27 protein-coding genes and 3 pseudogenes are annotated in these 25,975 nt (G+C 62.3%); 12 read left to right on the forward strand and 18 right to left on the reverse strand.

Features of this window, described 5'->3' with window-relative positions:
- Nucleotides 1-141, forward strand: a pseudogene (locus BHE01S_RS38255) (IS5/IS1182 family transposase); the annotation flags it as partial.
- Nucleotides 142-395: 254 nt separating this feature from the next.
- Here BHE01S_RS38255 and BHE01S_RS34880 read toward each other — a convergent pair.
- The gene (locus BHE01S_RS34880; RefSeq protein ID WP_042272875.1) at nt 396-896 is read right to left on the reverse strand and encodes an Lrp/AsnC family transcriptional regulator; all 501 of its coding nucleotides are present in this window, start codon (nt 894-896) and stop codon (nt 396-398) included.
- Between the two features lie 195 nt (nt 897-1,091).
- On the opposite strand from BHE01S_RS34880, the gene BHE01S_RS34885 reads away from it, so the two are divergent.
- Nucleotides 1,092-2,108 (forward strand): 1-aminocyclopropane-1-carboxylate deaminase, encoded by a 1,017-nt coding sequence (locus BHE01S_RS34885; protein WP_042272877.1) that lies wholly within the window; start codon nt 1,092-1,094, stop codon nt 2,106-2,108.
- Nucleotides 2,109-2,835: 727 nt separating this feature from the next.
- Entirely contained in the window at nt 2,836-4,626 is a 1,791-nt protein-coding gene (locus tag BHE01S_RS34890; RefSeq protein WP_042272879.1) for an FAD-binding oxidoreductase, read from the forward strand.
- A gap of 158 nt (nt 4,627-4,784) precedes the next feature.
- On the opposite strand, the gene BHE01S_RS39720 is transcribed toward BHE01S_RS34890, so the two are convergent.
- From BHE01S_RS39720 to BHE01S_RS34925, 8 genes are read right to left on the reverse strand one after another with little or no spacing between them, the layout of a single operon-like run.
- Complete coding sequence (locus BHE01S_RS39720) at nt 4,785-5,348, reverse strand: M20/M25/M40 family metallo-hydrolase (protein ID WP_321895557.1); 564 nt, start codon at nt 5,346-5,348, stop codon at nt 4,785-4,787.
- Entirely contained in the window at nt 5,345-5,698 is a 354-nt protein-coding gene (locus BHE01S_RS39725; RefSeq protein WP_052406243.1) for a M20/M25/M40 family metallo-hydrolase, read from the reverse strand. The genes BHE01S_RS39720 and BHE01S_RS39725 overlap by 4 nt, the downstream gene beginning before the upstream one ends.
- Before the next feature lie 2 nt (nt 5,699-5,700).
- The gene (locus BHE01S_RS34900; protein WP_042272881.1) at nt 5,701-6,117 is read right to left on the reverse strand and encodes a RidA family protein; all 417 of its coding nucleotides are present in this window, start codon (nt 6,115-6,117) and stop codon (nt 5,701-5,703) included.
- A 19-nt stretch (nt 6,118-6,136) separates the two neighbouring features.
- Complete coding sequence (locus BHE01S_RS34905) at nt 6,137-6,883, reverse strand: amino acid ABC transporter ATP-binding protein (protein ID WP_042272883.1); 747 nt, start codon at nt 6,881-6,883, stop codon at nt 6,137-6,139.
- Nucleotides 6,880-7,839: an agmatinase gene (locus tag BHE01S_RS34910; RefSeq protein ID WP_042272884.1), complete on the reverse strand. Its 960-nt coding sequence runs from the start codon at nt 7,837-7,839 to the stop codon at nt 6,880-6,882. The genes BHE01S_RS34905 and BHE01S_RS34910 overlap by 4 nt, the downstream gene beginning before the upstream one ends.
- A 34-nt stretch (nt 7,840-7,873) precedes the next feature.
- Nucleotides 7,874-8,536: an amino acid ABC transporter permease gene (locus BHE01S_RS34915; protein ID WP_042272885.1), complete on the reverse strand. Its 663-nt coding sequence runs from the start codon at nt 8,534-8,536 to the stop codon at nt 7,874-7,876.
- On the reverse strand, nt 8,526-9,206 hold the full coding sequence (locus BHE01S_RS34920) for an amino acid ABC transporter permease (RefSeq protein ID WP_042272915.1): 681 nt from the start codon (nt 9,204-9,206) through the stop codon (nt 8,526-8,528). Before BHE01S_RS34920 ends, BHE01S_RS34915 begins: the two co-directional genes overlap by 11 nt.
- 11 nt (nt 9,207-9,217) lie before the next feature.
- A complete protein-coding gene (locus tag BHE01S_RS34925; protein WP_042272887.1) occupies nt 9,218-10,069 on the reverse strand; it encodes a transporter substrate-binding domain-containing protein in 852 nt (283 codons plus the stop codon).
- A gap of 208 nt (nt 10,070-10,277) precedes the next feature.
- On the opposite strand from BHE01S_RS34925, the gene BHE01S_RS34930 reads away from it, so the two are divergent.
- Nucleotides 10,278-11,150: a LysR family transcriptional regulator gene (locus tag BHE01S_RS34930; RefSeq protein WP_042272888.1), complete on the forward strand. Its 873-nt coding sequence runs from the start codon at nt 10,278-10,280 to the stop codon at nt 11,148-11,150.
- 631 nt (nt 11,151-11,781) lie between these two features.
- On the opposite strand, the gene BHE01S_RS34935 is transcribed toward BHE01S_RS34930, so the two are convergent.
- The 7 genes from BHE01S_RS34935 to BHE01S_RS34965 all read right to left on the reverse strand — a co-directional run bounded on the left by BHE01S_RS34935 (nt 11,782) and on the right by BHE01S_RS34965 (nt 18,352).
- On the reverse strand, nt 11,782-12,834 hold the full coding sequence (locus BHE01S_RS34935) for a GGDEF domain-containing protein (RefSeq protein WP_042272890.1): 1,053 nt from the start codon (nt 12,832-12,834) through the stop codon (nt 11,782-11,784).
- A gap of 89 nt (nt 12,835-12,923) precedes the next feature.
- Nucleotides 12,924-13,685 carry an IclR family transcriptional regulator gene (locus BHE01S_RS34940; RefSeq protein WP_042272892.1) on the reverse strand — a complete coding sequence of 254 codons (762 nt, stop codon included), beginning with the start codon at nt 13,683-13,685 and terminating at the stop codon, nt 12,924-12,926.
- Nucleotides 13,686-13,775: 90 nt separating this feature from the next.
- The gene (locus BHE01S_RS34945) at nt 13,776-14,528 is read right to left on the reverse strand and encodes an amino acid ABC transporter ATP-binding protein (protein ID WP_042272894.1); all 753 of its coding nucleotides are present in this window, start codon (nt 14,526-14,528) and stop codon (nt 13,776-13,778) included.
- The gene (locus BHE01S_RS34950; RefSeq protein WP_042272896.1) at nt 14,525-15,172 is read right to left on the reverse strand and encodes an amino acid ABC transporter permease; all 648 of its coding nucleotides are present in this window, start codon (nt 15,170-15,172) and stop codon (nt 14,525-14,527) included. The genes BHE01S_RS34945 and BHE01S_RS34950 overlap by 4 nt, the downstream gene beginning before the upstream one ends.
- A 22-nt stretch (nt 15,173-15,194) precedes the next feature.
- Complete coding sequence (locus BHE01S_RS34955) at nt 15,195-15,914, reverse strand: amino acid ABC transporter permease (protein WP_042272917.1); 720 nt, start codon at nt 15,912-15,914, stop codon at nt 15,195-15,197.
- A gap of 49 nt (nt 15,915-15,963) precedes the next feature.
- Nucleotides 15,964-16,797, reverse strand: coding sequence for an ABC transporter substrate-binding protein (locus BHE01S_RS34960; protein WP_042272898.1), 834 nt, complete (start codon nt 16,795-16,797; stop codon nt 15,964-15,966).
- 649 nt (nt 16,798-17,446) lie between these two features.
- Nucleotides 17,447-18,352 (reverse strand): LysR family transcriptional regulator, encoded by a 906-nt coding sequence (locus tag BHE01S_RS34965; RefSeq protein ID WP_042272919.1) that lies wholly within the window; start codon nt 18,350-18,352, stop codon nt 17,447-17,449.
- A gap of 104 nt (nt 18,353-18,456) precedes the next feature.
- Between BHE01S_RS34965 and BHE01S_RS34970 the strand changes: the two genes are divergently transcribed.
- The 6 genes and pseudogenes from BHE01S_RS34970 to BHE01S_RS39425 all read left to right on the forward strand — a co-directional run.
- On the forward strand, nt 18,457-19,407 hold the full coding sequence (locus BHE01S_RS34970; RefSeq protein WP_042272900.1) for a ketopantoate reductase family protein: 951 nt from the start codon (nt 18,457-18,459) through the stop codon (nt 19,405-19,407).
- Nucleotides 19,404-19,796 (forward strand): VOC family protein, encoded by a 393-nt coding sequence (locus BHE01S_RS34975; RefSeq protein WP_042272902.1) that lies wholly within the window; start codon nt 19,404-19,406, stop codon nt 19,794-19,796. Before BHE01S_RS34970 ends, BHE01S_RS34975 begins: the two co-directional genes overlap by 4 nt.
- Before the next feature lie 2 nt (nt 19,797-19,798).
- Nucleotides 19,799-20,257, forward strand: a complete 459-nt coding sequence (locus BHE01S_RS34980; RefSeq protein WP_042272903.1) for a MaoC family dehydratase — start codon at nt 19,799-19,801, stop codon at nt 20,255-20,257.
- A complete protein-coding gene (locus BHE01S_RS34985) occupies nt 20,257-21,468 on the forward strand; it encodes a CaiB/BaiF CoA transferase family protein (RefSeq protein WP_042272905.1) in 1,212 nt (403 codons plus the stop codon). Before BHE01S_RS34980 ends, BHE01S_RS34985 begins: the two co-directional genes overlap by 1 nt.
- Before the next feature lie 6 nt (nt 21,469-21,474).
- Complete coding sequence (aroE, locus tag BHE01S_RS34990; RefSeq protein ID WP_042272907.1) at nt 21,475-22,311, forward strand: shikimate dehydrogenase; 837 nt, start codon at nt 21,475-21,477, stop codon at nt 22,309-22,311.
- A 9-nt stretch (nt 22,312-22,320) separates the two neighbouring features.
- A pseudogene (locus BHE01S_RS39425) lies at nt 22,321-22,407 on the forward strand (type II 3-dehydroquinate dehydratase); the annotation flags it as partial.
- Nucleotides 22,408-22,747: 340 nt separating this feature from the next.
- Here BHE01S_RS39425 and BHE01S_RS39430 read toward each other — a convergent pair.
- Together BHE01S_RS39430 and BHE01S_RS37475 are read right to left on the reverse strand one after the other, a co-directional pair.
- Nucleotides 22,748-23,095: a hypothetical protein gene (locus tag BHE01S_RS39430; RefSeq protein WP_042272909.1), complete on the reverse strand. Its 348-nt coding sequence runs from the start codon at nt 23,093-23,095 to the stop codon at nt 22,748-22,750.
- Between the two features lie 7 nt (nt 23,096-23,102).
- Nucleotides 23,103-23,782: pseudogene (locus BHE01S_RS37475) on the reverse strand (amidase family protein); the annotation flags it as partial.
- Nucleotides 23,783-24,333: 551 nt separating this feature from the next.
- On the opposite strand from BHE01S_RS37475, the gene BHE01S_RS35005 reads away from it, so the two are divergent.
- Both BHE01S_RS35005 and BHE01S_RS35010 read left to right on the forward strand, forming a co-directional pair.
- Nucleotides 24,334-25,203 (forward strand): transporter substrate-binding domain-containing protein, encoded by an 870-nt coding sequence (locus BHE01S_RS35005; RefSeq protein ID WP_042272911.1) that lies wholly within the window; start codon nt 24,334-24,336, stop codon nt 25,201-25,203.
- Between the two features lie 73 nt (nt 25,204-25,276).
- On the forward strand, nt 25,277-25,975 hold a 699-nt coding region (locus tag BHE01S_RS35010; protein WP_042272913.1), incomplete at its 3' end, for an amino acid ABC transporter permease.

The following is a 25,975-nucleotide window of genomic DNA, read 5'->3' on the forward strand; positions in this document are numbered from 1 at the left end:
CGTACTCACGCATGGCTGCACAATTTTCGTCGTCTTCGCATTCGCTTTGAGCGTCGAGCCGACATTCACGAGGTATTCCTTAAACTTGGTTGCACGCTCGTCTGCTGGAACATCTTCAGACGTACCGAGCAGTCTTTTTGAAACGGTCTCTTAGCAAGGCGTTGCGAAGGAGCGTCAACCGCGTTCTGTTGGTAATTGTGTTGGTATTTTGAAGAACTGATCAAGCGACGTCTATTAATGGGCGGGCGATTGGCGCTGTTTTTCGGTGGAGCTTACCCCACCAACAGAACGCGTGGCCTTCGGGCACGTTGCTTCCTTCATCATCCCGATTCGTTTCCCACGCGCCGCATCGACATTCAAGCGTCCTTTTCAAGGGATCGTATCCGCGCGCGCCGTCACAGCGGCAACGCGTGCGTCGACAGAATCTCCTTGAGCACCATGAAGCTGCGGACCTGCCGCACGCCCGGCAAGTACAACAACTGCTCTGCATGCAGCTGGTTGAAGCTCTCGTTGTCGCGTGTGCGCACCAGCATGAAGTAATCGAATTCGCCGGTCACGACGTGGCATTCCATACAGCCTGAAACTTTCTGGGCCGCTTTCTCGAATGCGGCGAACGCTTCGGGTGTAGAGCGGTCGAGCACGAAGCCGATCACGACCAGCATGCCTGCGCCGAGCGCCTTCGGATCGAGCAGCGCGACGATTGCGCGTATCAGTCCCAACTCCTTGAGCCGTTCCACGCGCCGCAGGCACGCGGGCGCGCTGAGCTTTACCCTGGCCGCGAGGCTGACATTGGAAATCGATGCGTCCTGCTGCAAATGCCTGAGGATTGCGCGATCGATGCGATCCAGTGCGGGCGGCTCATTCGGCGCAGCGGGAGAATGTCTGGTTAATTTCATTGCGTCCTTTAATCGTTTCGCAAATTAAAAGTGCTCTAAGGTCAAAGCGAATGCTTCAAACGTAGGCCGTCGATATTTTTTTAGCAAGCTCATTTCGCGGCAATACGCCTAACATCTCTCCATCGTGTTGTGCGTTCCAGGCGCCCACCGACCGTTGACCACGCCCCGCATGAGCGGACCTCCCGGAGATATTCGATGAACCTCCAGCGTTTCCCCCGTTATCCACTCACGTTCGGACCCACGCCCATCCAGCCGCTCAAGCGCCTGAGCCAGCATCTCGGCGGCAAGGTCGAGCTCTACGCGAAGCGCGAGGACTGCAACAGCGGACTCGCGTTCGGCGGCAACAAGACGCGCAAACTCGAATACCTGATTCCCGACGCGCTCGCTCAAGGTTGCGACACGCTAGTTTCGATTGGCGGCATCCAGTCGAACCAGACGCGTCAGGTCGCGGCCGTCGCTGCGCATCTCGGCATGAAGTGCGTGCTGGTTCAGGAGAACTGGGTGAACTATTCCGATGCCGTCTACGACCGCGTAGGCAACATCCAGATGTCGCGCATGATGGGCGCGGACGTGCGGCTCGTGCCAGACGGCTTCGACATCGGCATCCGACCGAGTTGGGAGGAGGCGCTCGAGAGCGTGCGCGCGGCGGGCGGCAAACCGTACGCGATACCGGCGGGCTGCTCGGAGCATCCGTTCGGCGGCCTCGGTTTCGTGGGCTTTGCCGAGGAAGTGCGGGCGCAGGAGGCGCAACTGGGTTTCAAGTTCGACTACATCGTCGTGTGCTCCGTGACGGGCAGCACGCAGGCAGGCATGGTGGTCGGCTTTGCGGCGGATGGCCGGGCCGACCGCGTGATCGGCATCGATGCTTCGGCTACGCCGGAGAAGACTCACGCGCAGATCACGCGCATTGCGCGTCACACCGCCGGGCTCGTCGATCTCAACCGCGATATCGGCGAAAAAGACGTGATTCTCGACACGCGTTACGGCGGCCCGGAGTACGGGTTGCCGAACGAAGGCACGCTGGAGGCGATTCGCCTGTGCGCGCGGTTGGAGGGCGTGCTGACCGATCCCGTGTACGAGGGCAAGTCGATGCACGGCATGATCGACAAAGTGCGTCGTGGCGAATTCGAGCCGGGGTCGAAGGTACTGTACGCGCATCTGGGCGGCGTGCCGGCTTTGAGCGCGTACAGCTTTATTTTCCGCGACGGCTGAGTTCAGGCGCGCGTTAGCTGGCGCGCGAGGCGGCGCCGGGCGGACGCCACGGTCTTTGACTTTGATCACAGCGTGCTGGGCCAATCGCATCGACAATGGCGCCCTACACGTCGTGGGAGTGCCGGGCCCTGTGCCTCTCCTGCGAACTCCGCGCCGGGCTTTTTTTTGCCCGGCGTTTTTTTTGGGGGATTCGAATCGATCTGACAAGAGCCGTTCAAGTGACTCCATTCGGGCGAATCGATGCGATGGCGAAGCCGGGCTCGAGTGACGGTCGTGGTGCACGCACCAACGAGCGGAGAACCTGACGTTGTTGAAAGGCTCGCGCACAAGGAGCGGCGTGTAGTGTTTGATTAACGCGGTGGGTGCCACCACAATCATGAGGTCAGGTCGGGAACAAGCGCCGAGTGACTCACGGACTCACGGACTTATGGACTGACGAGCGGCTCCCTCCGCGTTCACCGCCAGGGAGCACGTAGCGTATTCGCACTCCGGCTTCTGGATTGGAAGCGAAAATGCATGAAACGCGCCGGGGCGATCGTCGCGTTCAGTCTTGGGACGCAGTCCGGCCATGTGCGGTCACTCAACTACGATGTCGCGCTGACACCTCAATGTCGCTTTGATCTATTGCAGCGGTCATTCGCTCGATGGAGCGAACCGGGCTGGCTTTAGAATGCAGAAAAGATGGTTCACCAAGCCGACTAGCTTGAGATAAATAAAAAGAGACGTCATGAAGAGACGATGCCTTCTGAAGGGTGTTGCCGCCCTGCCTTTCCTCCCCACCGCCACGATTTTTGCCGACGAGATTCCAACAGTGGCAGGAACGGGCCGCGTCCGGCCTGGCGATCCTGCGTGGCCGGAAGCAGAGGAATGGGAGGCGCTGAGCCGCGCGGTTGGTGGAAATTTGTTGCGACCAACGACCATCTGGGAGGCCTGTGCGCAAGCGCCCCGCACGCCCCGTTGTCTTGCTCGCCTGCAGGAGGCACGAAATCCGATCGCGCTCGGTGACGACCCTGGCGGCACCCAGATCTCAGGCTGGCTTGACGGATGGACACCACATGCGAGCGCTTACGCCTTGGCGGTTCGTTCTACAGCCGACGTGGTTGCGGGCATCAATTTTGTGCGCCAACACAATTTGCGTCTAGTGGTGAAAGGCGGGGGGCATAGTTACCTTGGCGGCTCGAACGCGGCGGATTCGCTTTTGATTTGGACACGCGCGATGAACCGCATCGAGTTACACGATGCGTTCGTTCCATTTGGCTCTTCGATGCCTCCGATGCCGGCTGTGACTGTAGAGGCCGGCTGCATGTGGATCGACGTCTACACCGCGGTTACCACCCAAGCGGGGCGATACGTCCAGGGCGGGGGCTGTGCGAGCGTGGGCGTGGCCGGCCTCGTCCAGGGAGGTGGTTTCGGATCGTTCTCGAAGCGTTACGGATTGGCCGCCGCAAGCCTGCTCCAGGCGGAGATCGTCACCGCTGACGGTGTGATCCGCACAGTCAATGCATCGCGGGAGCCCGATCTTTTCTGGGCGCTGAAAGGCGGAGGTGGCGGCAGTTTCGGTGTGGTGACCCGGGTCACTTTGCAGACCCACGATCTGCCCGAGCACTTTGGTTGGGCGGAGTTCAGGGTCAAGGCGTCATCGCATGAGGCTTACCGGCGGCTCGTTGAACGGCTCATTGAGCACTACGCCGAAAACCTGTTCAACCCTCAATGGGGCGAGCAGCTTGTTTTTCGCGACCACGAAATCCGCGTGTCGATGGTGTGTCAGGGCCTCAACGACGGACAGGCCAAATCGGCCTGGGCACCTCTCATCGATTGGGTACGCGCCTCCCCTGCAGATTTCGCCATTGACGACGAGCCCCAGATCGGCGCCGGTCCCGCACGCCGTTGGTGGGATCTCAAGGCCAACCCGGGACTGGTGCCCGACCCACGGGACGGAGCGGCCACGCAGCACGGCTGGTGGCGAGGCGATGGAGACGAGGCCTCACTGTTCCTGTACGGCTACGAGTCACAATGGCTGCCCGCGACGCTTCTCGATCCGGCCCAACGCAGTCAACTTGCTGGAGCGCTCATGGCCGCCGCCCAATTTCAGGCCGTGGAACTGCATGTCAACAAGGGACTCGCGGGCGCCCCCGCGGAGGTGAAGGAACGCGCACGTCAGTGCGCGATGAATCCGAAAGTTGCTGACGCTTTCGCCCTGGCGATCGTGGCTGCGGGCGGTCCGCCGCCGTTTGCGGGTCTCCCGATCACACCGCCTGACATGACAGAGGCTCATAGCCAAGCCGAGCGTGTGGCCAAAGCCGCGGGCGTTATTAAAGCATTGTCACCGCAAAGCGGTTCCTATCTTTCGGAAACAGATTTTTTCCGTGGAGATTGGCGCGATGCGTTTTGGGGGGCGAATTATGCGCGGCTGAAAGCGATCAAGAGCCGCTACGACCCCGCGGGATTCTTTTTCGTCCATCACGGGGTCGGGAGCGAGGACTGGAGTCCCGACGGCTTCACGCCGGTGCAGTCGTGACCTTTTGGATGTCCGTTCATCGAGTTACAGCGGTCGCGCGGCGTCCATTTGGACCACAGACCGCTGTGGGCATCAGATGCGGTCATTCGCTTACGGCGCGGCATTGCACATCTCCCACGCGCCAACTTTGCATGGGCCGCTGGTCAGGAAATCGGGTTTTACTGCAAGCGGCTTGTTAGCTGGGCGAGAAAGTTATCGCATGCATCAAGCTGCGCCAATGCGACGTATTCGTCCGGCTTGTGCGCGACGCCGATATCGCCCGGGCCGCACACGACGCTCGGCACGGACAGGCGCGTCGAGAACAGTCCGCCTTCAGTGCCGAAGGCAACTTTGCGCTTCTGCGTATTCGGCGGTAGCAGCGTTTCGAGAAACTTTACGGCATTGCTCGCGACACGGGTGTCGAGACCGGGATAAGCATTGACTTCCTCGACATCGGGCAGATGCGCTTTCCCTTGAAAAGCCGTGGCGCTTGCTATCGAGGCCCGCGAGCGGATGTCTCCGAGTATTGCGTCGGCGTTGTCGCTCGCAAGGGTGCGGATTTCAAATTCGAGCGTGCATTCGTTCGGCACGATGTTGAGCGCCTTGCCGCCGTGGATCGTCCCGACGTGAATCGTCGAATACGGCACGTCGTAACCGTCGTCGTGCGCGCCGCTTTCGACGAGATGCTGCTGCGCCGCGCGAATGCCCGCGATCCAGTCAGCAGCGACATGGATTGCATTCAGATACTTCGGCGCAAGCGCCGAATGGGCTTCCTCTTCATGTCGGCAGTGCCGCGGCCGTAAAGCCGCCCGTCACGTTGCGTGGCCTCGAAGGGAGGCATCGTCCACGGCTGTCCTTCGACAGGCACGACGTCCGTGTGTCCCGATAGCATCACACCAGGCACGTCCGCCGGTCCCGTGCGTGCGAACAGGTTCGCACAGGTGCCCGCGTCGTTCCTGACGATCGTGCTGCTGCTGCCCGCCGCGCCCAGCAATCCGGCGACGTGCTCGATCAGCGCGAGATTCGGCGTGCGCGAGATGGTCGGGAACGCGATCAGCGTTTTCAGCAGCTCGGCGCTTCGGCTGAGCGGCATGATTACGCGTCCGGTTTAACCGCGATCACGTCGATCTCGACGACCCACTCGGGACGTGCGAGCGCCTGCACGACGATGCCGGTCGACACCGGAAAAACGCCCTTGAGCCAGCGGCCCATCACGTTATAGACGGCTTCGCGGTAGCGTGGATCGATGATGTAGACCGTGACCTTGCAGATATCTTCGAGCTTGCTGCCGCATTCGTCGAGCAGCATCTTCACGTTGGACATCGCCTTCTCGGTTTGCGCGACGACGTCGCCGATGCCAACCGATTCGCGCGTGTCGAGGTCCTGGCCGATCTGGCCGCGCAGGTACACCGTGTTACCGGCAATCACCGCCTGGCACAGGTCGTTGTCCAGCTTCTGTTCCGGATACGTTTCGCGAGTGTTGAATTTGCGGATGCGGGTATGAGTCGTCATGTCGGGATGATTCGAAGGTTCAGTGATGAAGGACTTTGGAAAGAAAGCGTTTCGCGGCGGCGCTCGCGGCGTCCTGAAAGAACACGTCAGTCGGACTGTCTTCGATGATCGCGCCGTCTTCCATGAAGACCACGCGATGCGCGACGCGCTTCGCAAAGCCCATCTCATGCGTGACCACCATCATGGTCATGCCTTCGCGCGCTAGTTCGACCATCACGTCGAGCACTTCGTTGACCATCTCAGGGTCGAGCGCCGAAGTCGGTTCGTCGAACAGCATTGCCATCGGGTCCATCGACAACGCGCGCGCAATCGCAACGCGCTGTTGCTGGCCGCCCGACAACTGCGCCGGGTACTTGTGCGCATGCGCCGACAGACCGACGCGATCAAGCAGTTCGCGCGCCTTCGTACGTGCGCGGTCTTCGGCGCGACCAAGCACGATGCGCTGCGCGAGTGTCAGATTGTGCGTCAGGTCCAGATGCGGAAACAGTTCGAAATGCTGAAACACCATGCCGACGCGGCTGCGCAGTTTCGGCAGATTGGTCGACTTTGCCGCAAGCGATGTGCCATCCACGACGATATCGCCCTTCTGGAAAGGCTCCAGCGCATTGATGGTTTTGATCAGCGTCGATTTGCCCGAACCCGACGGCCCGCACACGACCACGATCTCGCCCTTCACCACTCGCGTCGAGCACTGTTTGAGCACGTGATGGCTGCCGTACCATTTGTCGATGCCGCGAATATCGATGATGGCCTGATTCGCGCTCATTTGTCGAAGTATCCCGCGCGGATGGACGCGCCGATCAGGTTGAGAATGAGGCGCCCGGCGGTGATGCACGAGATCAGGTTGGCATCGTCCTTTCCCGGCTGGATTTCGACGATATCCATGCCCACCACGCGGCCCTTCTTCACCAGTCCGTGGATGAGCTTGCGGGCCTGCACGAAGGTCACACCCCCCGGCGCCGGACCCGCAACCGCCGGCATTACCGAAGGGTCGAGGCCGTCAGCGTCGATGGTCAGATAGTAGTTGCCGCCGTCGGGAATGCGCGCGAGCACCGCATCCATGCCGATGTCGTGCAACTCGTACGCCGTGATCAGTTCCGAGCCATATGCGCGCGCGGCGATGAGTTCTTCAGTCCGCCCGCTGCCTTGCGCGCGCAAGCCGATCTGGATGATGCGCTCGACGTGGGCCATCTCGGAAGCGCGGCGGATCGGGCTCGACAGCCCTTCGCGAACGCCGTTGACGTCGTCGCGCCAGTCGAGATGCGCGTCGATATGCACAAGTGTGATCGGGCCTTTAGCGTCCAGTCCGCGCAGGATCGGCGTGGTGATGCCATGGTCGCCGCCCAACACGATCGGCATCGCGCCACCGGCGGCGATGCGGCGCACTGCCGCTTCAGCGCGAGCGTAGTGCTCGCCCGGCTTTGTCAGATCGGGGAGGATGTCGCCGCAATCGACAAAGCGCACGTCGGTGCGGCCTTGCAACAGCGGGCCGTCGATATCGAAGTCGTAATGCTCCGGCTTGCGAACAACGCGGTCGGTCGCCTGACGGATCGCCGACGGTGCGTGGGTCTGGTCGTTGCTGAAATCCGACGGCGCGTACGGTGCGCCGTAGGGCATGCCGAGCACGGCGATATCGGCCTTCAGGTTGTCGATGTCGAGATCGAGTTCCGAGTAAAGCAGCGTCGGATGGCCGATGCGCGGCGCGACAGTATATTGAGTCATGCGAATATCTCCAGAGGGAATAGCGGAATCGGCGTCAGGCATGGCGCGCACGCCGTCCGATGACGGTCTCCAGACGGCGGCCGACGCCAGCCAGCAGAACGCTGCAGATCCAGTAGATCAATGCCGTTGTGCCGAGCACTTCGACGTACGCAAAGGTGTCGGCGGTGAGCAGATTGCTCTGGTATGTCATCTCCGGCAGGCTCATGACCGAGAAAATGGCCGAGTCTTTGAACATCATGATCACGAGGCTCGTGGTGGGCGGTGTGATAAAGCCGAATAGCTGGGGTGCGATCACGTGGCGCTGCGTCTGCCAGAACGTCATGCCGAGCGAAAACGACGCCTGCGTCTGGCCGCGTGGCACGCTGCGCAGCGCCGCGCGCAGGATTTCGCAGAAGTAGCCGCCCGTATAGAGCGCCGTGCAGCCGATTGCGACCGTCATTGCCGAGGCGCCGATGCCGAGTTTGGGTAGTCCGAAGAACGACAGATAGACGAGAATCAGATACGGAATGTTGCGCACCAGTTCGACATAGGCGAGCGCGACCGGCTTGAGGATCGTGCGCGATTGCGCCGCGTATGCCGCGACGATTCCCGCGACGACACCGAGCGGAATGCCGATCGCGCTGACCAATGCCGTGACGCGAAGTCCGTCGAGCAATACCGGCACCGCTTCGCGGACAATCGAAAAATCAATGGCCATGAGGCAGCATCCTCGAAACGCGGCGCTCGCAGAATCGCGAAGCAGCCGAGATGCAAAACAGGATCACGAAGTAGACCGCTGCCGTCATGGTGAAGACCTGGAGAGGCAAGTCGGTTTGCAGCGTGGCGTTACGCGCCACCGTGGCAAGTTCCGGCACCGCGATGATCGACATCAGCGACGACGTCTTCAACAGGATCGTGAACTCGCTGGTGAGCGGCGGAATCGCGCGATAGATCATCTGCGGCAGCAGCACGTGACGCCACACCTGAGCGCTGCGCATGCCCATCGCGTAGCCGGCCGCGCGCTGTCCCCATGAGATCGTGCCGAGCGAGCCACGCAGGATTTCGACGATGTACGCGCTGGTATTGCACGCGAGCGCGGCGATCCCCGCGGTGACCGGCGAGACCGAAATGTTGAGCAGCGCTGGCACCATGTAGTACGCGATCAGCATATGAATCAGCGCCGGCGTGCCACGGATCAGGCTGATCCACAGGACCACCAGCCCGCGCAGCGGACCGAACGGGGAACTGCGCGCGAGCAGCAGCACGATGCCGAACGCGAGTCCGATGCCGAACGCGCAGGCCGAGGCGGCCAGCGTCAGCGCCGTTCCCGACAGCACGCCGCCGAGAAACGGCGCCATCACGCCGCCCTTGTCGATCCAGTTCAGCATGGCGGCGCGTGTCAGATGGCGCCGGCCGGCAGATAGTTCGCGCGCGGCATGTCCATCGGCGCGCCGAACCATTTCGTCTGCAACGCGGCGAGCTTGCCGTTCGTGCGGAATTCATCGAGCGAATCGTTGATGAACTTGCGGATCTCGAGATCGTTCGGGTTGGCAACCCATGCGAGCAGCTTCGGCTGACCGATCGTGCCGACGATGCGGAACGTGTTCGGCTGCCGCTTCATCTGCACGGCGGCGATGTTCGACGGCATCAGCGCGACGTCGATGGTCTTGTTCGCGAGCGCATTCGACACGTCCGGATATGCCTGGAACAGCTTGGTGCCCGCATAACCCTTGCCGGTCTTCGCCTTCAGTTCCTTCTCGAATTCGTCGGCGACCGGCTGCGACGACGAGCCCATTTGCGTGCCGATCGTCTTGCCGCCGATGTCGAGATCCTGCTTGATCGACGTATCGTCGGCGCGGACCATCAGCACCGAGCGCACCACGCCGACTGGTTCGCTGAACGCGAAGCGTTTGGCGCGTTCCGGCGTGATGCCGACACTGGTCGCGACGAAATCGAACTTGTGCGACATCAGGCCCGGAAGCAGGCCCTGGAACGGCAGGTTCATCTGCTCGAGTTTCACGCCGAGCTTCGACGCCATCAGTTCGAGCACATCGTGCCCGTATCCGACGATCTGGCCGTTTTCGACGAATTCGAACGGCTCGTACGCGGCTTCGGTTCCGACCACCAGGGTGCCGCGCTTCTTGATGTCCGCGAGCGTGCCGCCCTCGGCAAACGCAAGGCTCGGCAGCGCCAGTGCCGCGCCCGATGCGAGCGTGCTCTGAATAAAGGATCGTCGGGTCAGTTTTCTCATTGCTCTCTCCGCGTGCGTGTCGGATTGCCGTGTGGGTGACGGACCGGCGCACCGTGAACGCCACGGCTTCGCGCGGTTCGCCTAGCGACCGAATGTATGCCGCTACAAAAAGAGTGAAAAATGATTTTTTTATCGGTATGGTTCCAGAAAATGAAACCTTTCGGATGCGCCTGCCTCGGCCGTTCGTCCCAATTCAGGAACCGTCCAGGTGACCCGACCCGAATTCAGCGAGCGCGATCTGCGCTCGCTTCGCATCTTCTGCGCCGTCGCGCAGGCCAATGGTTTCGCGGCGGCGGAGAAGCAACTGAACATGTCGAAGGCGTCGATCAGCCGTCACATCCGCGAAGTCGAGGAGACGCTCGGCGCCCGGCTGTGCGAGCGTGGCCCATCCGGATTCGTGCTGACGCAAGCGGGAAAGGTAGCCCTTGATCTCGCGCGCGATGCGATCCGCTCGCTGGAACGGATTCAGCCCGAAATCGACGCGGTGCGCGGGGTATTGTCCGGCACCCTGTCGATCGGGATGGTCGAGCACATCGCCAGCGACGAAGGCTGTCATTTGCCAGAGGTGCTTTCCGCGCTGAAGGAGCAGGCGCCCGACGTGAGCATCGAGTTGCGCGTGATGACCTTCAACGAACTCGACCTGGCGTTGCGGGAGCGCCGCGTGCAGGTTGCGATTCGGGGTATGTACCGGCGCGAGGCGGGCTTTCACTACCTGCCGCTCTTCATCGAGCGGCAGGCACTCTACGTGGCACGTCGCAAGTTGTGCGATGCACCGATGCTGCCGCTCGTCTATCGCGAGCAGCCGTTCGTGCACGAGGCGCTCAATACGCTGCGGATGCGGCGCGGACCATCGGCGTTTGGCCTGGAGGCGGTTGCGACGCTCGTGCTGTCCGGGCACTATGTTGGCCTGCTGCCGCAGTCCTATGCTGCGTCGTTCGCGAAACGGCACGCGCTCGCGCAGGTGCCATCCGGTCCAGTCTATGAAAACACGATTAGCGCGATTATCGAAATTTCTCGACCAATAACGCGCGCGCTTGAATTATTCCTGGATCTTGTCCGGCAACTCCATCGTGTTGAATGACGGTACGGTTGCGCGAATTCCAACGACGGATGCCGGAAGCCCACTCTTGAGCTGGAACTGGTCATCCGTGGCGGCTTGGTTGACTGTCTGTTGTGGGCCGCGTGCAGCCGCCCGCCGGGGCCCGGCCGGCGCAGGCTGCATATGCCAATCGCATAGGTCCGCGGTCGACTCATGCCATTTGCGTCGCGTGCACATCCGACACGATCATCGCGTTCGGTCGTCGGGCGCAGAACGGGTCAGGAGCGGCCACGGATGCGGCTCGCGTACTGCCGATGCCTGACGTCGTTCACGGCCGGATGCGGGACGCCGTGAACGCGGGTTCCGGTGATCGTGACTGGCCCGTAATTGCGAACTTCGCAATCGATCACGACTAACGGGATAACGGAGTTCCCTTTCATGGGTGGCCTCCATCGCAGGGTTGTGGCGGCAAAAGGCCACCCGTAACGTGCCTGTGCTGGCACTCGGCCCGAACCACCATATGCCAATCAGGAGAGACCGCAGAAACCCGCTCAAGCGCAAGTTCGTTCGAGGAATTCGGTGTAGACGGCCCGACCACCGACCGGACCGCCCTCGCGCGACTCTCGTCAAGAGCCCGCACGCGGGAAGGACCGTCGCACTATCAAAGCAAGGATCAGCGCGACTGCAGCTTGAATCCTTCGCCGCCGATGCCTGCCCGGTCCACCGCCGCGATGCGGTTGCGTCCCTGATCCTTGGCCTGATAGAGCTGCGCATCCGCCAGATTGATGAACGCCGTGACGTCGATGCCTTCGTTCGGCACAACGGTGGCGACGCCGAAGCTCGCCGTGACTCGCTGACCGTGCGGGGAGCGCAGATGCGCGATGGCTTCATCCGCGATCAGCGAGCGGCAACGCTCCGCGACGCGCACGGCGTGATCGGCGTCGGTGTCGGCAAGCACGAACACGAATTCCTCGCCGCCAAACCGGCCCAGGAACGCGTTCGCTCCGGCTGCCTCGCCGAGCACGCGCGCAATGCGCTTCAGACATTCGTCGCCCTGCAGGTGACCGTAATAATCGTTGTACGACTTGAAGAAATCGATGTCGACCATCACGAGCGAAAGCGGCTTGCACGATGCCGCCGCGCTCGCCCATTCGCGCGCAATGACCGTGTCGAACATGCGGCGGTTGCCGATGCCTGTCAAACTGTCGGACAGCGAGAGGCGTTCCAGTTCGCGCTGGAGTTCCGCGAGCCGTTCCTCCGTACGTTTGCGCTCGCTGATGTCGAACATGAAGCCGATCAGCGCGTCAACGTCGCCGTCCTCTTTGCGCACGACGTGGACAACGTCGCGAATCCACACGTAGCCGCCGTCCGCCGTAAGCGCGCGATAGTCCGCCTCATGATCGGTGCCTGCCTGCGACTGCGCGACACAAAAATTCACCACGGCCTCACGGTCGTCCGGATGCATGCGTGCGACCCAGTCGTCGACCGTTTTCCACGTGGACGGCGCGTAGCCGAGCAGTGCTTCGATCTGCGGGCCGATATAAGCGAACTGCATCGTCGCCCAGTCGATCTTCCAGGGGATCGCCCGGGTGGATTCGAGCAGTGTGCGATAAACGGCGGGGTTGTCCTCGCCGGGCTGGCGCCCGGGCGGTGCAAGGCTGTCCTCGTGGCGCAGGAATGCGGCCTGAAGCGAACTGCGGGCCAGATCTTCTTCTTCGTGGCTCATCGTGATCGTCCAATAACGCGTACGTGCGTTATCGGCAGGTAGCAGCAGAACCTTGAAGTGGCGCGCTCAAGCAGGGCTGGCGGCCGGCTTCATGTCCGCATGGACGGCTGCGACAACGCCTTCGCCGAGGCAATCAGATCGTCGAGCATCGCGGCCCGCTTGGCGGGATCGGTGTCGCGCCCGGTCATGAAGCACAGCGCCGCGATGGGCAGGCCGCTACGATCGCGTACAGGCGCGGCCATGCAGAGCCGGAACGACATCGAAAGGCCCTCCGTGCAGCAATAGCCCCGTGCAGCCGCATCGCGAACGTCCCGCATGAAGTCGTCGAAGCCGATGCGGCGACCATCATCCAGTACGTAGTCTTCGTCCGGAATCAGTGCAAGGACGTCGTCGTCGGTCAGCTCTCCGAGCAACAGGCGTCCCGTCGCCGTCCACGGAATCGGCACCTTCACGCCGATATCGGAGGTGATGTTGAACGGGCGCGCGCTGTTCTCCGACAGCACCACCGTGTACTTGTTGCCCTCGAGCATGCACAGTTGCGTGGTCTCGTCGTACTTGCGCACAAGACCGAGTATGGTCTGATGCGCGCGGCTGATGAGATCGTTGTGCATGGCGTAATCGGCGCCGTAGTAGTGCATCTCGCGCCCGAAAAACACGCTGCCGTCCGCGGCCGTTTCGAGCCAACCCGCGTCCGTGAGTATCGTGACCAGCTCGTAGACGCTCGAACGCGGTGCACGCGTCGCCTCGATCAGCTCGCGCATCGTCAGTGGACGCCGCGCAACATGCAGTTCCCTGAAAATGCCGATCACGCGGTCCACGCCCCGGGCCCGTGACGATTCTGGTGCAGACATTCCGTAGACTCCGTCGGCGATAGGGATCGCAGTTTGCTGTTATGTTGTTGTCGTTCGTTCCTGCGCAATGGATGCGATAGACGCAACGCGTCAATGATCGAGCACGCGGTGCAGAAACTGCCTCGTCCGTTCGTTCTGCGGCGAGACGAAGATTTCCTCCGGCGCGCCCTGTTCGGCAATCACGCCTTTGTCCATGAACACGACGCGGTCGGCCGTCTTGCGCGCGAAGCCCATTTCGTGCGTGACGACGACCATCGTCATGCCGTCGCGCGCCAGTCCGCGCATGACTTCCGTGACTTCGCCGACCAGTTCCGGGTCCAGCGCGGAGGTCGCTTCGTCGAAGAACATGATGCCGGGCTCGACAGCCAGCGCCCGCGCAATCGCGACACGCTGCTGCTGTCCGCCCGACAACTGGCTCGGATAATGTTCGGCGCGATCGGCAAGGCCCACGCGGTCGAGCACGGCCATTGCGCGTTTGCGCGCGTCGGCTGGACTCATCTTGCGCGCCTTGATCAGCGCGAGCGTCACATTGCCGAGCGCCGTCTTGTGGGGGAACAGATTGAATTGCTGGAATACCATGCCGACGTGACCGCGGATTTCTCTCGCGCGACGCACATCGTGGAGCGGCACTTCGTTGACCCAGACTTCGCCGGAATCAGCCGTTTCGAGACCGGCCATGATGCGCAGCACCGTGCTCTTGCCCGAACCGGATGCGCCGATCAGCACGAGCACTTCGCCGGGGCGCACGTCGAGATTGATTTCCTTGAGCACCTGCGTGGCGCCGAACGATTTGCTGACGCCGTTCAGGTTGATGACTGGCTTGGCCCCGATGGATATGGTCATGACGACAGGCTCCTACGATCATGGTGGCGCACCCACTGCGACAGCGGGAAACACACGACGAAATACAGCACGGCGACGAGTCCATAGATTTCGACCGGCTTGCCGACGCGGTCGACGATGGCCTGGCCGCCATGCATCAGTTCCGACATGCCGATCATGCTGACAATCGATGTATCCTTGATCAGCGACAGGTACTGACCGATCAGCGGCGGCAATACGATCTTGCCCGTCTGCGGCAACACAACCGAGAAGAACGTCTGCGTCTTGCTGAGACCGAGAATCTGCGAGACTTCCCATTGTCCTTTGGGTACGGCTTCGATGCCCGAGCGGAACACTTCGGCGATATAGGCGCCCTGGTACACGCTCAGGCCGACGACGCCCGCCGCGAACACATCGATCGCATAGCCGAAGTAGGACACGCCGAAATAGATGAACATCAGCGTGATGAGCACGGGCGTGCCGCGGAACAGTTCGGTGTAGAGCTTCGCGACGCGCGCGCTGCCCCACGGTCCGAACGAGCGCAACACGGCGGCGAGGAGGCCGATCAGCGTGCCGCCGACAATCGCTGCCGCGGAGAGCAGCAAGGTCGTGACCAGTCCCTGCAGCAGGATCGACAGGCTGGTCGTCAGCAGTTCGGTTGACATGGACGGTTTCCCCTTCGATGGTTCAGGTGCGGTTCGCCTGACGCGGAATCAGCAGAAACCGCCGGCGCGTGTGCTGTTTGAGCATGAGGGGCGGGTGGAACACGCGCGCGCCGATCTGCTCCGCGATCCATGAAAGACAGTGGCTCAGGATCAGATACGCGATCAGCGTCACCGAGAACGTCTGGATATAGAGCAGGGTTCGCGCGTTGATCACGGTCGCCGTGCCCGTCAGTTCAGGCAACGCGATTGCGGAGAGCAGCGACGTGCCGAGCAGCAACTGGATCAGGTTATTGACGATGGCGGGATAGACGGCGCGCGCCGCTTGCGGCAAGACGACTTCGATAAACACCTGCGAGCGGCCCAGGCCCAGAATGCCGGCCGCTTCGATCTGTCCGCGCGGCACCGACTGAATGCCGGCGCGGAAAACTTCCGCCATATACGCGCCCACATTGACGCCGAGCGCAATTACACCCGCCGTGTACGCGCTCAGGTTCAAACCGAGCGACGGCAGTCCGAAGAACACGATGAATATCTGCAGCAACACCGGCGTATTGCGGATCAGCTCGATATAGCTGCGCGCGACGACGCGCAGCGGCGCGAGACGCGAAGCGCCCGCGATCGCCGTCAGCAGACCGAGAATCAGCGCGACGCAAAATGCGAGCAGCGTGACCTGCAACGTGAGCCACGCGGCCTGCAAGAATTCGGGCACGTAGCCCCACAGGGTCAGCCATTGATAACTCATCGCCATTCCTTCGCAAAGTCGTACCGGCGCTTGCGCCGCGAGTTCGTGCTCAGAACTGCGGGTTGAGCGGATAGCGGGGCGGGGTGCCGAACCACTTCGTGTACAGCTGCGCGTTTTGTTTCGACGCGTTGATGTTGAAGAGGAACAGGTTCAGGTAGTTCAGCCAGACCTGATCACCCGATTTCACACCGAACGCGTTGTATTCGAGCGGCACGAGGGCTTCGTTGGTGACGGTCAGTTCGGGGTCCAGCTTCGCCTGATAGGCGAGGAAGTTGTTGTCCTCGATCATCGCGTCGGCCTGGCCTTGCTTGACGGCGAGAATCGCGGCTTCCGAGCTGTCGTATTCCTGGATCTTCACAGGGATGCCCAGCGCGCGCACTTCGTCGCCGTTCGTCGAGCCCTTGACGGTCGCAATCGTATGGCCAGACATGTCCTTGACCGACTGGATGCCGCTGCTTTTCTTGACGAGCAGCGCCTCGCTCGCGACGACATACGGCGTCGTGAACGCGATTTCTTTCGCACGTTCGAGGTTGCGCGTGAAGTTGCAGAAGACCACGTCGACCTTGGCGGTCTGCAGATTCGGAATGCGGTTTGCGCTCGTCGTGTTGACCATTTCGAGCTTCACGCCCATCTGCTTCGCCAGTTCTTTCGCGAGATCGACGTCGTAACCGTCCGGTTGGCCATTCTTGTCGTAGAAGCCGAATGGCGCGAAGGTCAGACAGTCGCCGACACGCAGCGTGCCGCGCTGCAGGACCGCCTGCAAGGTCGAACCGGTCGCGGCATCCTGGCCGGGCGTCGCGACTTTGGTGCAACCGGTGAGCGTCAGCAGGCCGACGACGGCGGACAAACAGGCGACCCTTACGCTTTCTTTGAACAGTCTCATTTTCGACCCTGTGAAAGGAATCCCATCCTGGACGGAACCCGCGACCGTAACCGTCATGACTGCACGCAGCCGTGCAAACGACGGATCGCGCACCTCGCTGTGTGTCCGGTATATCGGAATCGAATCCGGCACAGCAGATGCGCCCCAGTGTTTCATGGAAAAAAACGGATGACAAGCGGGTATACGCGCGGCTGGAAACGCCCTAAACGGGGAACCAGCCCGCTCATCTGCACAAGGTAGTCAGATAAATGCCGTGCCGGGACACCCCCTGCAAAATCGTCCAATACTTTTGGAAACGAATCCCATAGCATTCTCCCCACAGCTAGTTCTTCAGGAGGAGAGGCAGTGTCATTGCAAACCGAAGCAAGCACTTCGAACGAACCAGAGGCGACGCAAAAGCCGGAGCGTTGTGTCATCGTCGTTGATGAGTCGCTGCCGCCCGGTAAAGCTGCACGGAACGGCCGATAGCTTCTGCTCAGGCCACGACACCGCCGCGTTCGGAACGCTGTGCCCGCAGGCTGCCGACGGTGCAGTCAGGCGCTGCATCAGCCCGACCCATCTCGGACGCTCGCTCGTACCAGCGGCAGCTTGCGGAGGTACAACGGTCGTATTCTTCGTGAGCTGGCGCGCAGCGCCTCAGGTTTCATACTTACGGTGAAACGCCGAACAACTGAGCGACCACGCCGCGCAACCAGCGATTCCCGGCCTCCTGGTGATACCGCGCATGCCAGTGTTGCCTCACGGCAAACCCATCCACGGGAACCGGGCAGGAATGAACGGCCAGATCGTTGGCATGCGCGAGCGTTTCGCCGATGTGACGTGGAAGCGTGGCGACCAGGTCAGTGGTCTGGACGATCGTTCCGAGCCCCAGAAAACCCGGCAGTTGCAGCGCGACGTCACGCTCGATGCGTTCGCGCGCCAGCGCCTGTTCGAGTAGCTGCGCACCTGTGCCCGATTCGATGGCGACGTGCCCCTCGGAACGGTACTGCTTCAAACCGAGTCGCCCGCGAACGCGCGGGTGATGCCGGTTCGTCAGGCACACCCAGTCCTGTAGATAAAGCTGCTGCTGGTAGATGTCACCGCCAAGCCACGGCACATAGCCAATCGCGAGGTCGGCTTCGCCCGATTCCAGCGCCCGTTCCGTGTTGCCGTCGATTCCCGCCGCTTCGAGCCGGATGCCGGGCGCCTGGGCGCGCACGTGCGCGAGCAGGCGCGGCAGCAGCGTGATATGGCTCGCATCCGTCATGCAGATGCGAAAACGCCGCTGCGCGGTGGCGGGATCGAACGCGATCTCCCACGCGACAAAGCGCCTGAGCGATTCGAGAATTTCGCGGCAAGGCCCGATCAGCGCGTCGGCCTGCGGTGTGGGCGCCATGCCGCCAGGAGTGCGAATGAAAAGCGGGTCCTGCAAATGCTCGCGCAGCCGCCCGAGCCAGATGCTGATGGTGGGCTGGCTCTGCCCCAGTTGCTCCGCGACGCGCGTGACGCTGCGCGTGTCGTAGAGCAGGTCGAAGAGTTGCAGCAGCTTCAGGTCGGGTAAATCGGGCGGCATCATGGTGACGGCCATTATTGTCTATTGCAATGATGTCATTGTAGTCATTGCATTGCCGATATAGGCGGCAACTCCTATTGTGTGTCTGCACGTCAAGGAGAAGCTCAGTGAAGATTGCGATTCTCGGCGCCGGCGCACTAGGCTGCGCAATCGGCGCCACCCTCACAGAAGGCGGCCACGAAACCTGGCTGCTGGACCGTTCGCCCGCCCATGTCGACACGATGCGTCGAGACGGTCTGCAGGTCGACGACGATAGCGGCACGCGGCGCATAGCAGTGCGCGCCGCGACCCAGGCGGGCGAAGTCGGCGTGGCCGACGTGGTGATCGTGCTGGTCAAGTCCTTCCACACCGATGCTGCGATGCGCGGCGCACTCGCGCTGATCGGGCCTGAAACGCTCGTGCTGTCCCTTCAAAACGGGCTCGGGCACGAAGATGTGCTCGCCGGTATCGTGGGCCGCGAGTGTGTGCTGGCGGGCAAGACGTATGTGGGCGGCGTGTTGCGCGGTCCGGGGCATATCCAGTCGGGCGTTACCGGGAAGGCGACCTATATCGGCGAACTCGATGGCCGGATCACGCCCCGCGTGCAGGCAATCGCCGAGGCGTTCAACGCCGCCGGGTTGCTCACCACGGTCAGCGACAACATCATGGGCACGATGTGGGACAAGCTACTCGTCAACGTCGCCACGGGCGCGCTCACGGGCATCACGCGTCTCACCTACGGGCAGCTTTATGACGAGCCGTTGTTGAAGGCGACGGCGCTCGCGGCCATCGGCGAGGCGATGGCCGCAGCACACGCTGCGGGGATCACCTTGTCGATGACGGACCCCGAGCAGGCCTGGACACTTGCGGCTGAAGGTCTCTCTCCCGCGTTCAAGACCTCGATGCTGCAGAGCCTTGAAAAAGGCTCGGTCACGGAGATCGATTTCGTCAACGGCTCGGTGGTGCGCTGGGGACAACGGCTTGGCGTGCCGACGCCCGTCAATGCGACGCTGGTGGCGTGCATCAAGGGCATCGAGCGCGCGATGGCCGACGAGCAGCGCAAGGAGGCGACGGCATGAGCGGATCGAAGGCATATCTGGAGCACGTCGCGATCTGGGTGAAGGACATCCGGTGGCATATCCGCTTCTTCGAAGACGTGCTCGGCATGGGCATGCGCGAAGTCGAGGGCACTGTCGACGCGCCGCGTCAGTACTGGACGTTCGGCGGCCTGCAGTTCATTCATGCGCCGCAACACGAAGGTCCCGAAGGGCGCCTCGCGCATCTTGGCGTCATGTGTGAAGACCTGGAGGCGGCACTGGCCGCGGCCCAGGCGTATGGCGTGAGCGAAATGCCGCAAGGGCGCAACTGGCTGCGCCTGCCTGACGGCCTTGCCGTCGAACTGATTCAGTCGAAGCCCGCGTCGTGTGTCGCGCAGGCGCTGAGCATCAACCCGCGGGCACGGGCGTGAGCATGACGATCATCGACAAGTACTGGGACGACGCCCGCGAAGGCGACGAGTGCGTGAGCCCGAACTACACCGTCACGAAGGAACGCATACTCGCGTACGCCGACCTCACCGGCGACCACACGCCCGTACACGTGGACGAGGCGTATGCCAACGCGAGCCACTTCGGCTGTCTTGTCGCGCATGGACTGTTCGGACTCTCGATTGCGGACGGCCTCAAGACGCAGAGCGACTATCGCTTTCTGCCCGGCATGTCGCTCGGCTGGACGTGGGATTTCCTGCTGCCTGTCAAGGTCAACGATGTGCTGCACGTGAAATTTCGCGTCGGCGCCATGCGTCCCAGTAACAGCCGTCCGGGGTGGGGCATCGTCGTGCTGCCATCGGAACTGATCAATCAGGATAACCAGGTAGTTCAGCGCGGCGAGCATCGTCTGATGGTGCCGCGCCGGCCGGGAGCGTTCTGATGCTGGCCCGTCCCCTCGAAGGCATACGTGTTGTCGACTATAGCCACTTCCTCGCTGGTCCCTATGTGGGGCGCTGCCTTGCTGCGCTCGGCGCCGAAGTCATCAAGGTCGAGCGCCCCGGCAGTGGCGACGCCGGGCGCCAGCACGCGACTGTGCTCGACGACCAGCAAAGCGGCTATTTCCTGCAACTGAACATGGGCAAGCGCGGCGTCAGCGTCAACATGAAAGACGCGCGCGGCAAGGAGTTCATGCGGCGCCTGTGCGACTCGGCCGATGTGTTCGTCGAGAACTACCGTCCGGGCGCGCTGGATAAACTCGGGCTGGGTTATGAAGCGCTATCCGCGCGCAATCCGGGTCTCGTCTACTGCTCGATCTCGGCGTATGGCCACACGGGTCCCGACGCTCATCGTGCGGGCTTTGGCCTGATCGCTGAGGCGAAGAGCGGCATCATGCAGATGGTGGGCACGCCCGGCGAGCCGCCACCGTTGCTGCGCATTTCGCTCGGCGACATGTACACGGGCATTCACGCGGTGGCGGCGATCAATGCGGCGCTGCTCGGCCGGGTGCGGAGCGGCCGCGGCCAGCACATCGACATGGCGTTGTACGACACGCTCGTTTCGATGCACGAATATGCGGTGCAGTGCTATACGCTGCGAGGCGTGCTGCCGGAGCAAACCGGCCACGACATGCCGACCTCGACGCTCTATGGCGTGTTTCGGGCCGCAGACGGCGACCTTGTGATCGCGGCGCAAGTGGACGATGCATGGAAGCGTCTCGCCGCGCTGATCGAAACGCACGGCGGGCCCGCCGGCTTCGGCAGCGATACGCGCTTTCACGATAGCGTGGGCCGCAATACGCATCGGCAGGCGATTCTCTCTGTTGTGCAGCCGTGGGTCGCTGCGCGTCCTGTTGCCCAGGTGCTCGAACTGCTCGATGGCATCGATGTGCCTTGCGCGAAGGTGCAGCGCATCGACGAGGTGCTCGACGATCCGCAGATCCGGGCGCGCGGCATGGTGGTCGAGCAGCATCATCCGCGTTATGGAAAGCTGCGCCTGCCCAATCTGCCATTCCGCTTTTCTCATTGCGACACGACCATTCGCGACGTCGCGCCCGATCTCGGGCAGCACAACACGGAGGTTGCGCAATCGCTCGGCTTTTCCGCCGCCGAAATCGACGCGATGCAAACCGAAGGCGTTCTCTATTCGAAGTGAGACACCATGACTGACCAGTATGCAGTGATCGGTAACCCGATCGGACACACGAAATCTCCGTTGATTCACGGCCTGTTTGCCGAAGCGACACAACAGGCGATGTCGTACGTCGCGATCCAAGGCCCGCTTGAGCCCGACGATGGATTCGCAAGGGTGGTGCGACAGTTCGCCGACGAGGGCGGTAAAGGCCTGAACGTCACCGCGCCGTTCAAGTTGAAGGCCTTCGCGCTCGCCGACGAGCGTAGCGAACGCGCGGCGTTGGCGGGCGCGGCCAACGCGCTCAAGTTCGAGAGCGGCCGGATCATTGCCGAGAATTTCGACGGCATTGGCCTGTTGCGCGATATCGAGGTCAATCTCGGCGTTCCGCTCGCCGGCAAGCGTGTGCTGATGCTCGGTGCGGGCGGCGCCGCGCGTGGCGCGTTGCTCCCGTTTCTCGCCGCGGGTCCTGCCGAACTGGTTATCGCCAACCGCGACGTGTCCAGGGGCGAGGCGCTGGCGGCTCAGGTTGGTTCGCGAGGCGCAGCGCTGCGTGCTCGCGGCTACGGCGATCTGCCTGCGATGGGCCGATTCGATCTCGTGGTCAACGCGACCTCCGCGAGCCTGACGGGCGAATTGCCGCCCGTCCCGCCGAGCGTGTTCTGTCCCGATGGCACAGCGTATGAGCTTGCGTACGGCAAGCGGCTCACGCCGTTCCTGCGGCTCGCGCGCAATGCAGGCGTGCATGGCGCCGCCGACGGCGTCGGCATGCTGGTCGAGCAGGCCGCCGAAGCGTTTGCATGGTGGCGCGGCGTGCGTCCGCAAACGGTCGCGGTCATCGACCGTCTCACCGTGCCGCTCGACTAGGCGAGCAAAGGAGAAGAACTCGGCGTGCAGGTCGAATCGTTCCAGACGAACTGCGAAGCGGCGATGTGCGAGCGCATCCGTCGCGCTTACGAAGAGGGTGCTTTCGCGGCGAGAAGTGATACGGCGAATGACGGCTCTCGAATGAAGTAAAGATCGTCAAACGTCACTGATTCAGTGCACATGACTGGCTGATGGTGGCCGATCGGGTGAGGTCGCAAACGGCCGCTTATCGGCACTCCACTTCGCGAAACCTGGATTTGGCTGACTGACCGGTTCGGAGAAAGTTATCTGACCGGAGTGGGTAGTCGGGTGCCGTCGCCCACGGGGGGCCAGTCGGCCAGGAGCCGCCCTCCATGAACCTCGGACGAACGACGGCTTCGGATCAGACATTCGCCTCCCCACCCAGATTCGTCCGCTTGCGACCTCGAAGCCGCAATCAGGATCCAGCGAGTGCCTGCCGCCCCGACTCGAGATATCCGCTCATCTCCGCTTCCGGCACCATGCCCCCGCCCGTCGCCCAGATGATGTGCGTCGCGTCGCACATGACTTCATCGTCGAGATGCACATCGGCAAAGCATTGCGCGAGAAGCGGCGCGAATCGCTGCAGGCGCGTGCTTGCGTCGGCGATACACACTGCATCGAGTGCAATGTCGCCGCTGGCGTCGGCCAACGGCGCGACGCCCGGATTGAACCACTCGACAGGTTCAAGTGCCATGAGCGGACGCAGCAGCGGGTAGTCGCGAAGCCATACGTCGAGGGGCTTGCCGTAAATCGAATCGATCATGTTCAGGTCAGACAGCAGAAGCTGAGATATTCGGAGATGACACTGCATCGAGCACAGGCGGGTGCGTGACGATGGATTTCAGGTCGACATCCGATGCGTGCAGCCGGGCGGCATCGGGGATAGGGCGTCGCGTTTCGTCGGACGACTCGAAGAGCGCCTCGAACGCGCGAGCCGCGGCGAGAGAATCACGTCGTAGCGGTGAAACAGCGTCTGGAAGCGGCGGAACAAACGCGTCTGGTCGGCATGGGCACGCACGCAATCCGCGAGACCCATGCCGATACCCATCTCGTAGTTCGCACGAGGATTCGGCCCGAGCAGATCCGGATCGGTCTCGTAGGCCTTTTGCAGGCCCGCGACGAAGGCCTCAGCGCGCAATACGTCGAAGCAGCGATGCGCACCGTCGAAGTCCACTTCGACCGGTTCGCAAACGGCTACCTCGTGGCGCAGAAAGTCGATCTTGCGGCGGAACCCGGCGCGAATGTCGTCATCGACTTCGCAGACGCCGAAATCTTAACTGTTCGCACCCGCGCCCATCTCCGGCACATTGGTCTTGCCGACGACGATTGCGCCCGCCGCGCGCAGTCGACGCACCAGCGTGTTGTCGTGCGCCGGTACGTTCGCGCGATAGAGCGGCGAGCCATACGTGGTCAGAATGCCTTCGGTTTCTTCGAGATCCTTGATGCCGACAGAGAAGAGACCGGGCCCGCGTCGGCCATGCCGAGCGCTCCCACCGCGACTAGTCAAATCGATCGTAAGCAGCCACAAATGGGCCGACAAGTGACATATTCCGATGCCTGCGTTCGCGAAAACTCACCTGAGAAGCGCAGCTACGGCGCGCATCGACCCGCCTGCAGCCGTCGGCAGCGATGTCATTTCGCGCTACCCGCTTTCAATGCATCGTCCACTTCAGGTCGACACCCATTCCCGGCCGAATCGCCGGTTCGGTGTTCGTGAACCTCGACGTGCGCCATTTCTCGTCGCATCTTGCACCGTTACTGGACGCATTCGTCCAGTCCGCACGGCGATGCGCAAAGCTGGTGCATTAACAACGATTGCGCCGCTGCTCGAAAATCCGGCTCGATATCGTCCCTCGCCCCGACTGATCGGCTTCCCAGACGATATTCGTCCGTTCCGTCAATTCCTTGGCACAGATAATGCTTTATAGCGGATTATTGTTGAACAATCTTTCAAATATTGTTGAACAATAAATTTGCCCAACACGGACGAGCGAGACCGCCATGAAAGCCTATCCTGATCTGAAATCTGTCCTGTCCTGTCTGCCGCGCATTTCGAAGTGCGCCGCCGTGCTCGCGCTGTGCGGCACGGCCCACGCGTTCGCCGCGAGCGCGCCGCCGACCGTGACGGCCGGCAAGTTGACCATCGGCGCGGATTTGACGTATCCGCCCTATGACTACATGGAGGGCGCGGCGCCCGCCGGTTTCGATCCCGCCTTCATGACGAAGCTCGCCGGGCATCTGAAGCTCCAGCCGGGCTTCGTCGATACGCGCTTCGCCAACCTGATCCTCGGCGTCAACGCGAGCCGCTTCGATGTAATCGCGTCCGCGCTGTACGTGACGCCGGAACGCGCCAGACAGATCGACTTCGTCCCGTACCTGAAGACCGGCGTTTCGCTGCTCGCCCTGAGCCACTCCGGCTTCGCGCCGAAGAAGCCCGAAGACCTGTGCGGCAAACGCGTGAGTTCCATCAAGGGAGCATCGTGGATCCCGAAACTCAACGACGTGTCGAAGCAAGACTGTATTCCCGCCGGCCGCGGCGCGATCGACGTGCGCGAATTCGAGACCTCGCCGGAAGCGGCTCAGGCCGTGCTGGCGCACGCGGTCGACGCGCAGTTCGAAGACTCGGCGGTCGCCCAGATGACCGTCAACAAGCTCGCCGGGCGCGTGGCGATCACGTCGACCACCCAGCTCTATCCCGTGGTGATCGGTCTTGGCGTGAAGAAGGGTAATGATGCGCTGCTTGGCCAGTTGAAGAGCGCGTTCGCATCGATGAAACAGGCGGGCGAATACCAGGCACTCCTGAAGCAATACAACGTCGGCGAGCCGACCGACGACGACATCGCCCGTGCGCTCGGCACGGCATCGAACTAACGGCGTATGGCATGCAGCATGAGGCTGGGCAGGCGCCCATTTCCTCGTGACTGCGCTTCGCGAGAGAGCGCACATGGTATTCGACTGGCACTACACGGCTTCGTTATTGTTCGACGCCGCCTTCTGGAAAGCGGCATGGCTGGTGATCGAGCTGAGCGCGGCCACCTGGCTGATCGGCATTGTCGCGGGCTTTGCCCTCGCACTCGGCAAACAGTCCACGCTCATGCCGCTGCGCGTGGCATGCAGTGGCTATATCTGGCTGTTTCGCAGTCTGCCGCTGTTGGTCCTGCTGATCTTCGTCTATAACCTGCCGCAGGTGCTGCCCTGGACCGGCGGCCTGTTGTCCGATCCGTTCTGGGCCGGTCTCCTCGCGCTCTCGATCAGCGAAGCCGCCTACATCGCGGAGATTCATCGCGGCGGCCTGCTCTCGCTCCACAAGGGTCAGCTCGAGGCAGGCAAGGCGCTGGGCATCCGCTTCGTCGGACTGCAACGGCTGATCGTACTGCCGCAGGCATTTCGCGTCGCGCTGCCCGCGCTCATCAACGAGTACATTACGATCGTCAAGCTGACGTCGCTGGTGTCCGTCATTTCGCTGGCAGAGATCCTGCTGGTCGGCGAGCGTCTGTACACGCAGAACTTCAAGGTGCTTGAAACGATGCTAGCCGTGTCGTTCTACTATGTGCTGATCGTCACCGTGTTCGGCCATGGGTTGAAGATGCTGGAGAAGCACCTCGACGTCACGCGGCGCACGGGCGCGACGCTCGACGGCGCG

The sequence above is a fragment of the Paraburkholderia heleia NBRC 101817 genome (genome assembly GCF_000739775.1).
GTDB classification, from domain to species: Bacteria; Pseudomonadota; Gammaproteobacteria; order Burkholderiales; family Burkholderiaceae; genus Paraburkholderia; species Paraburkholderia heleia.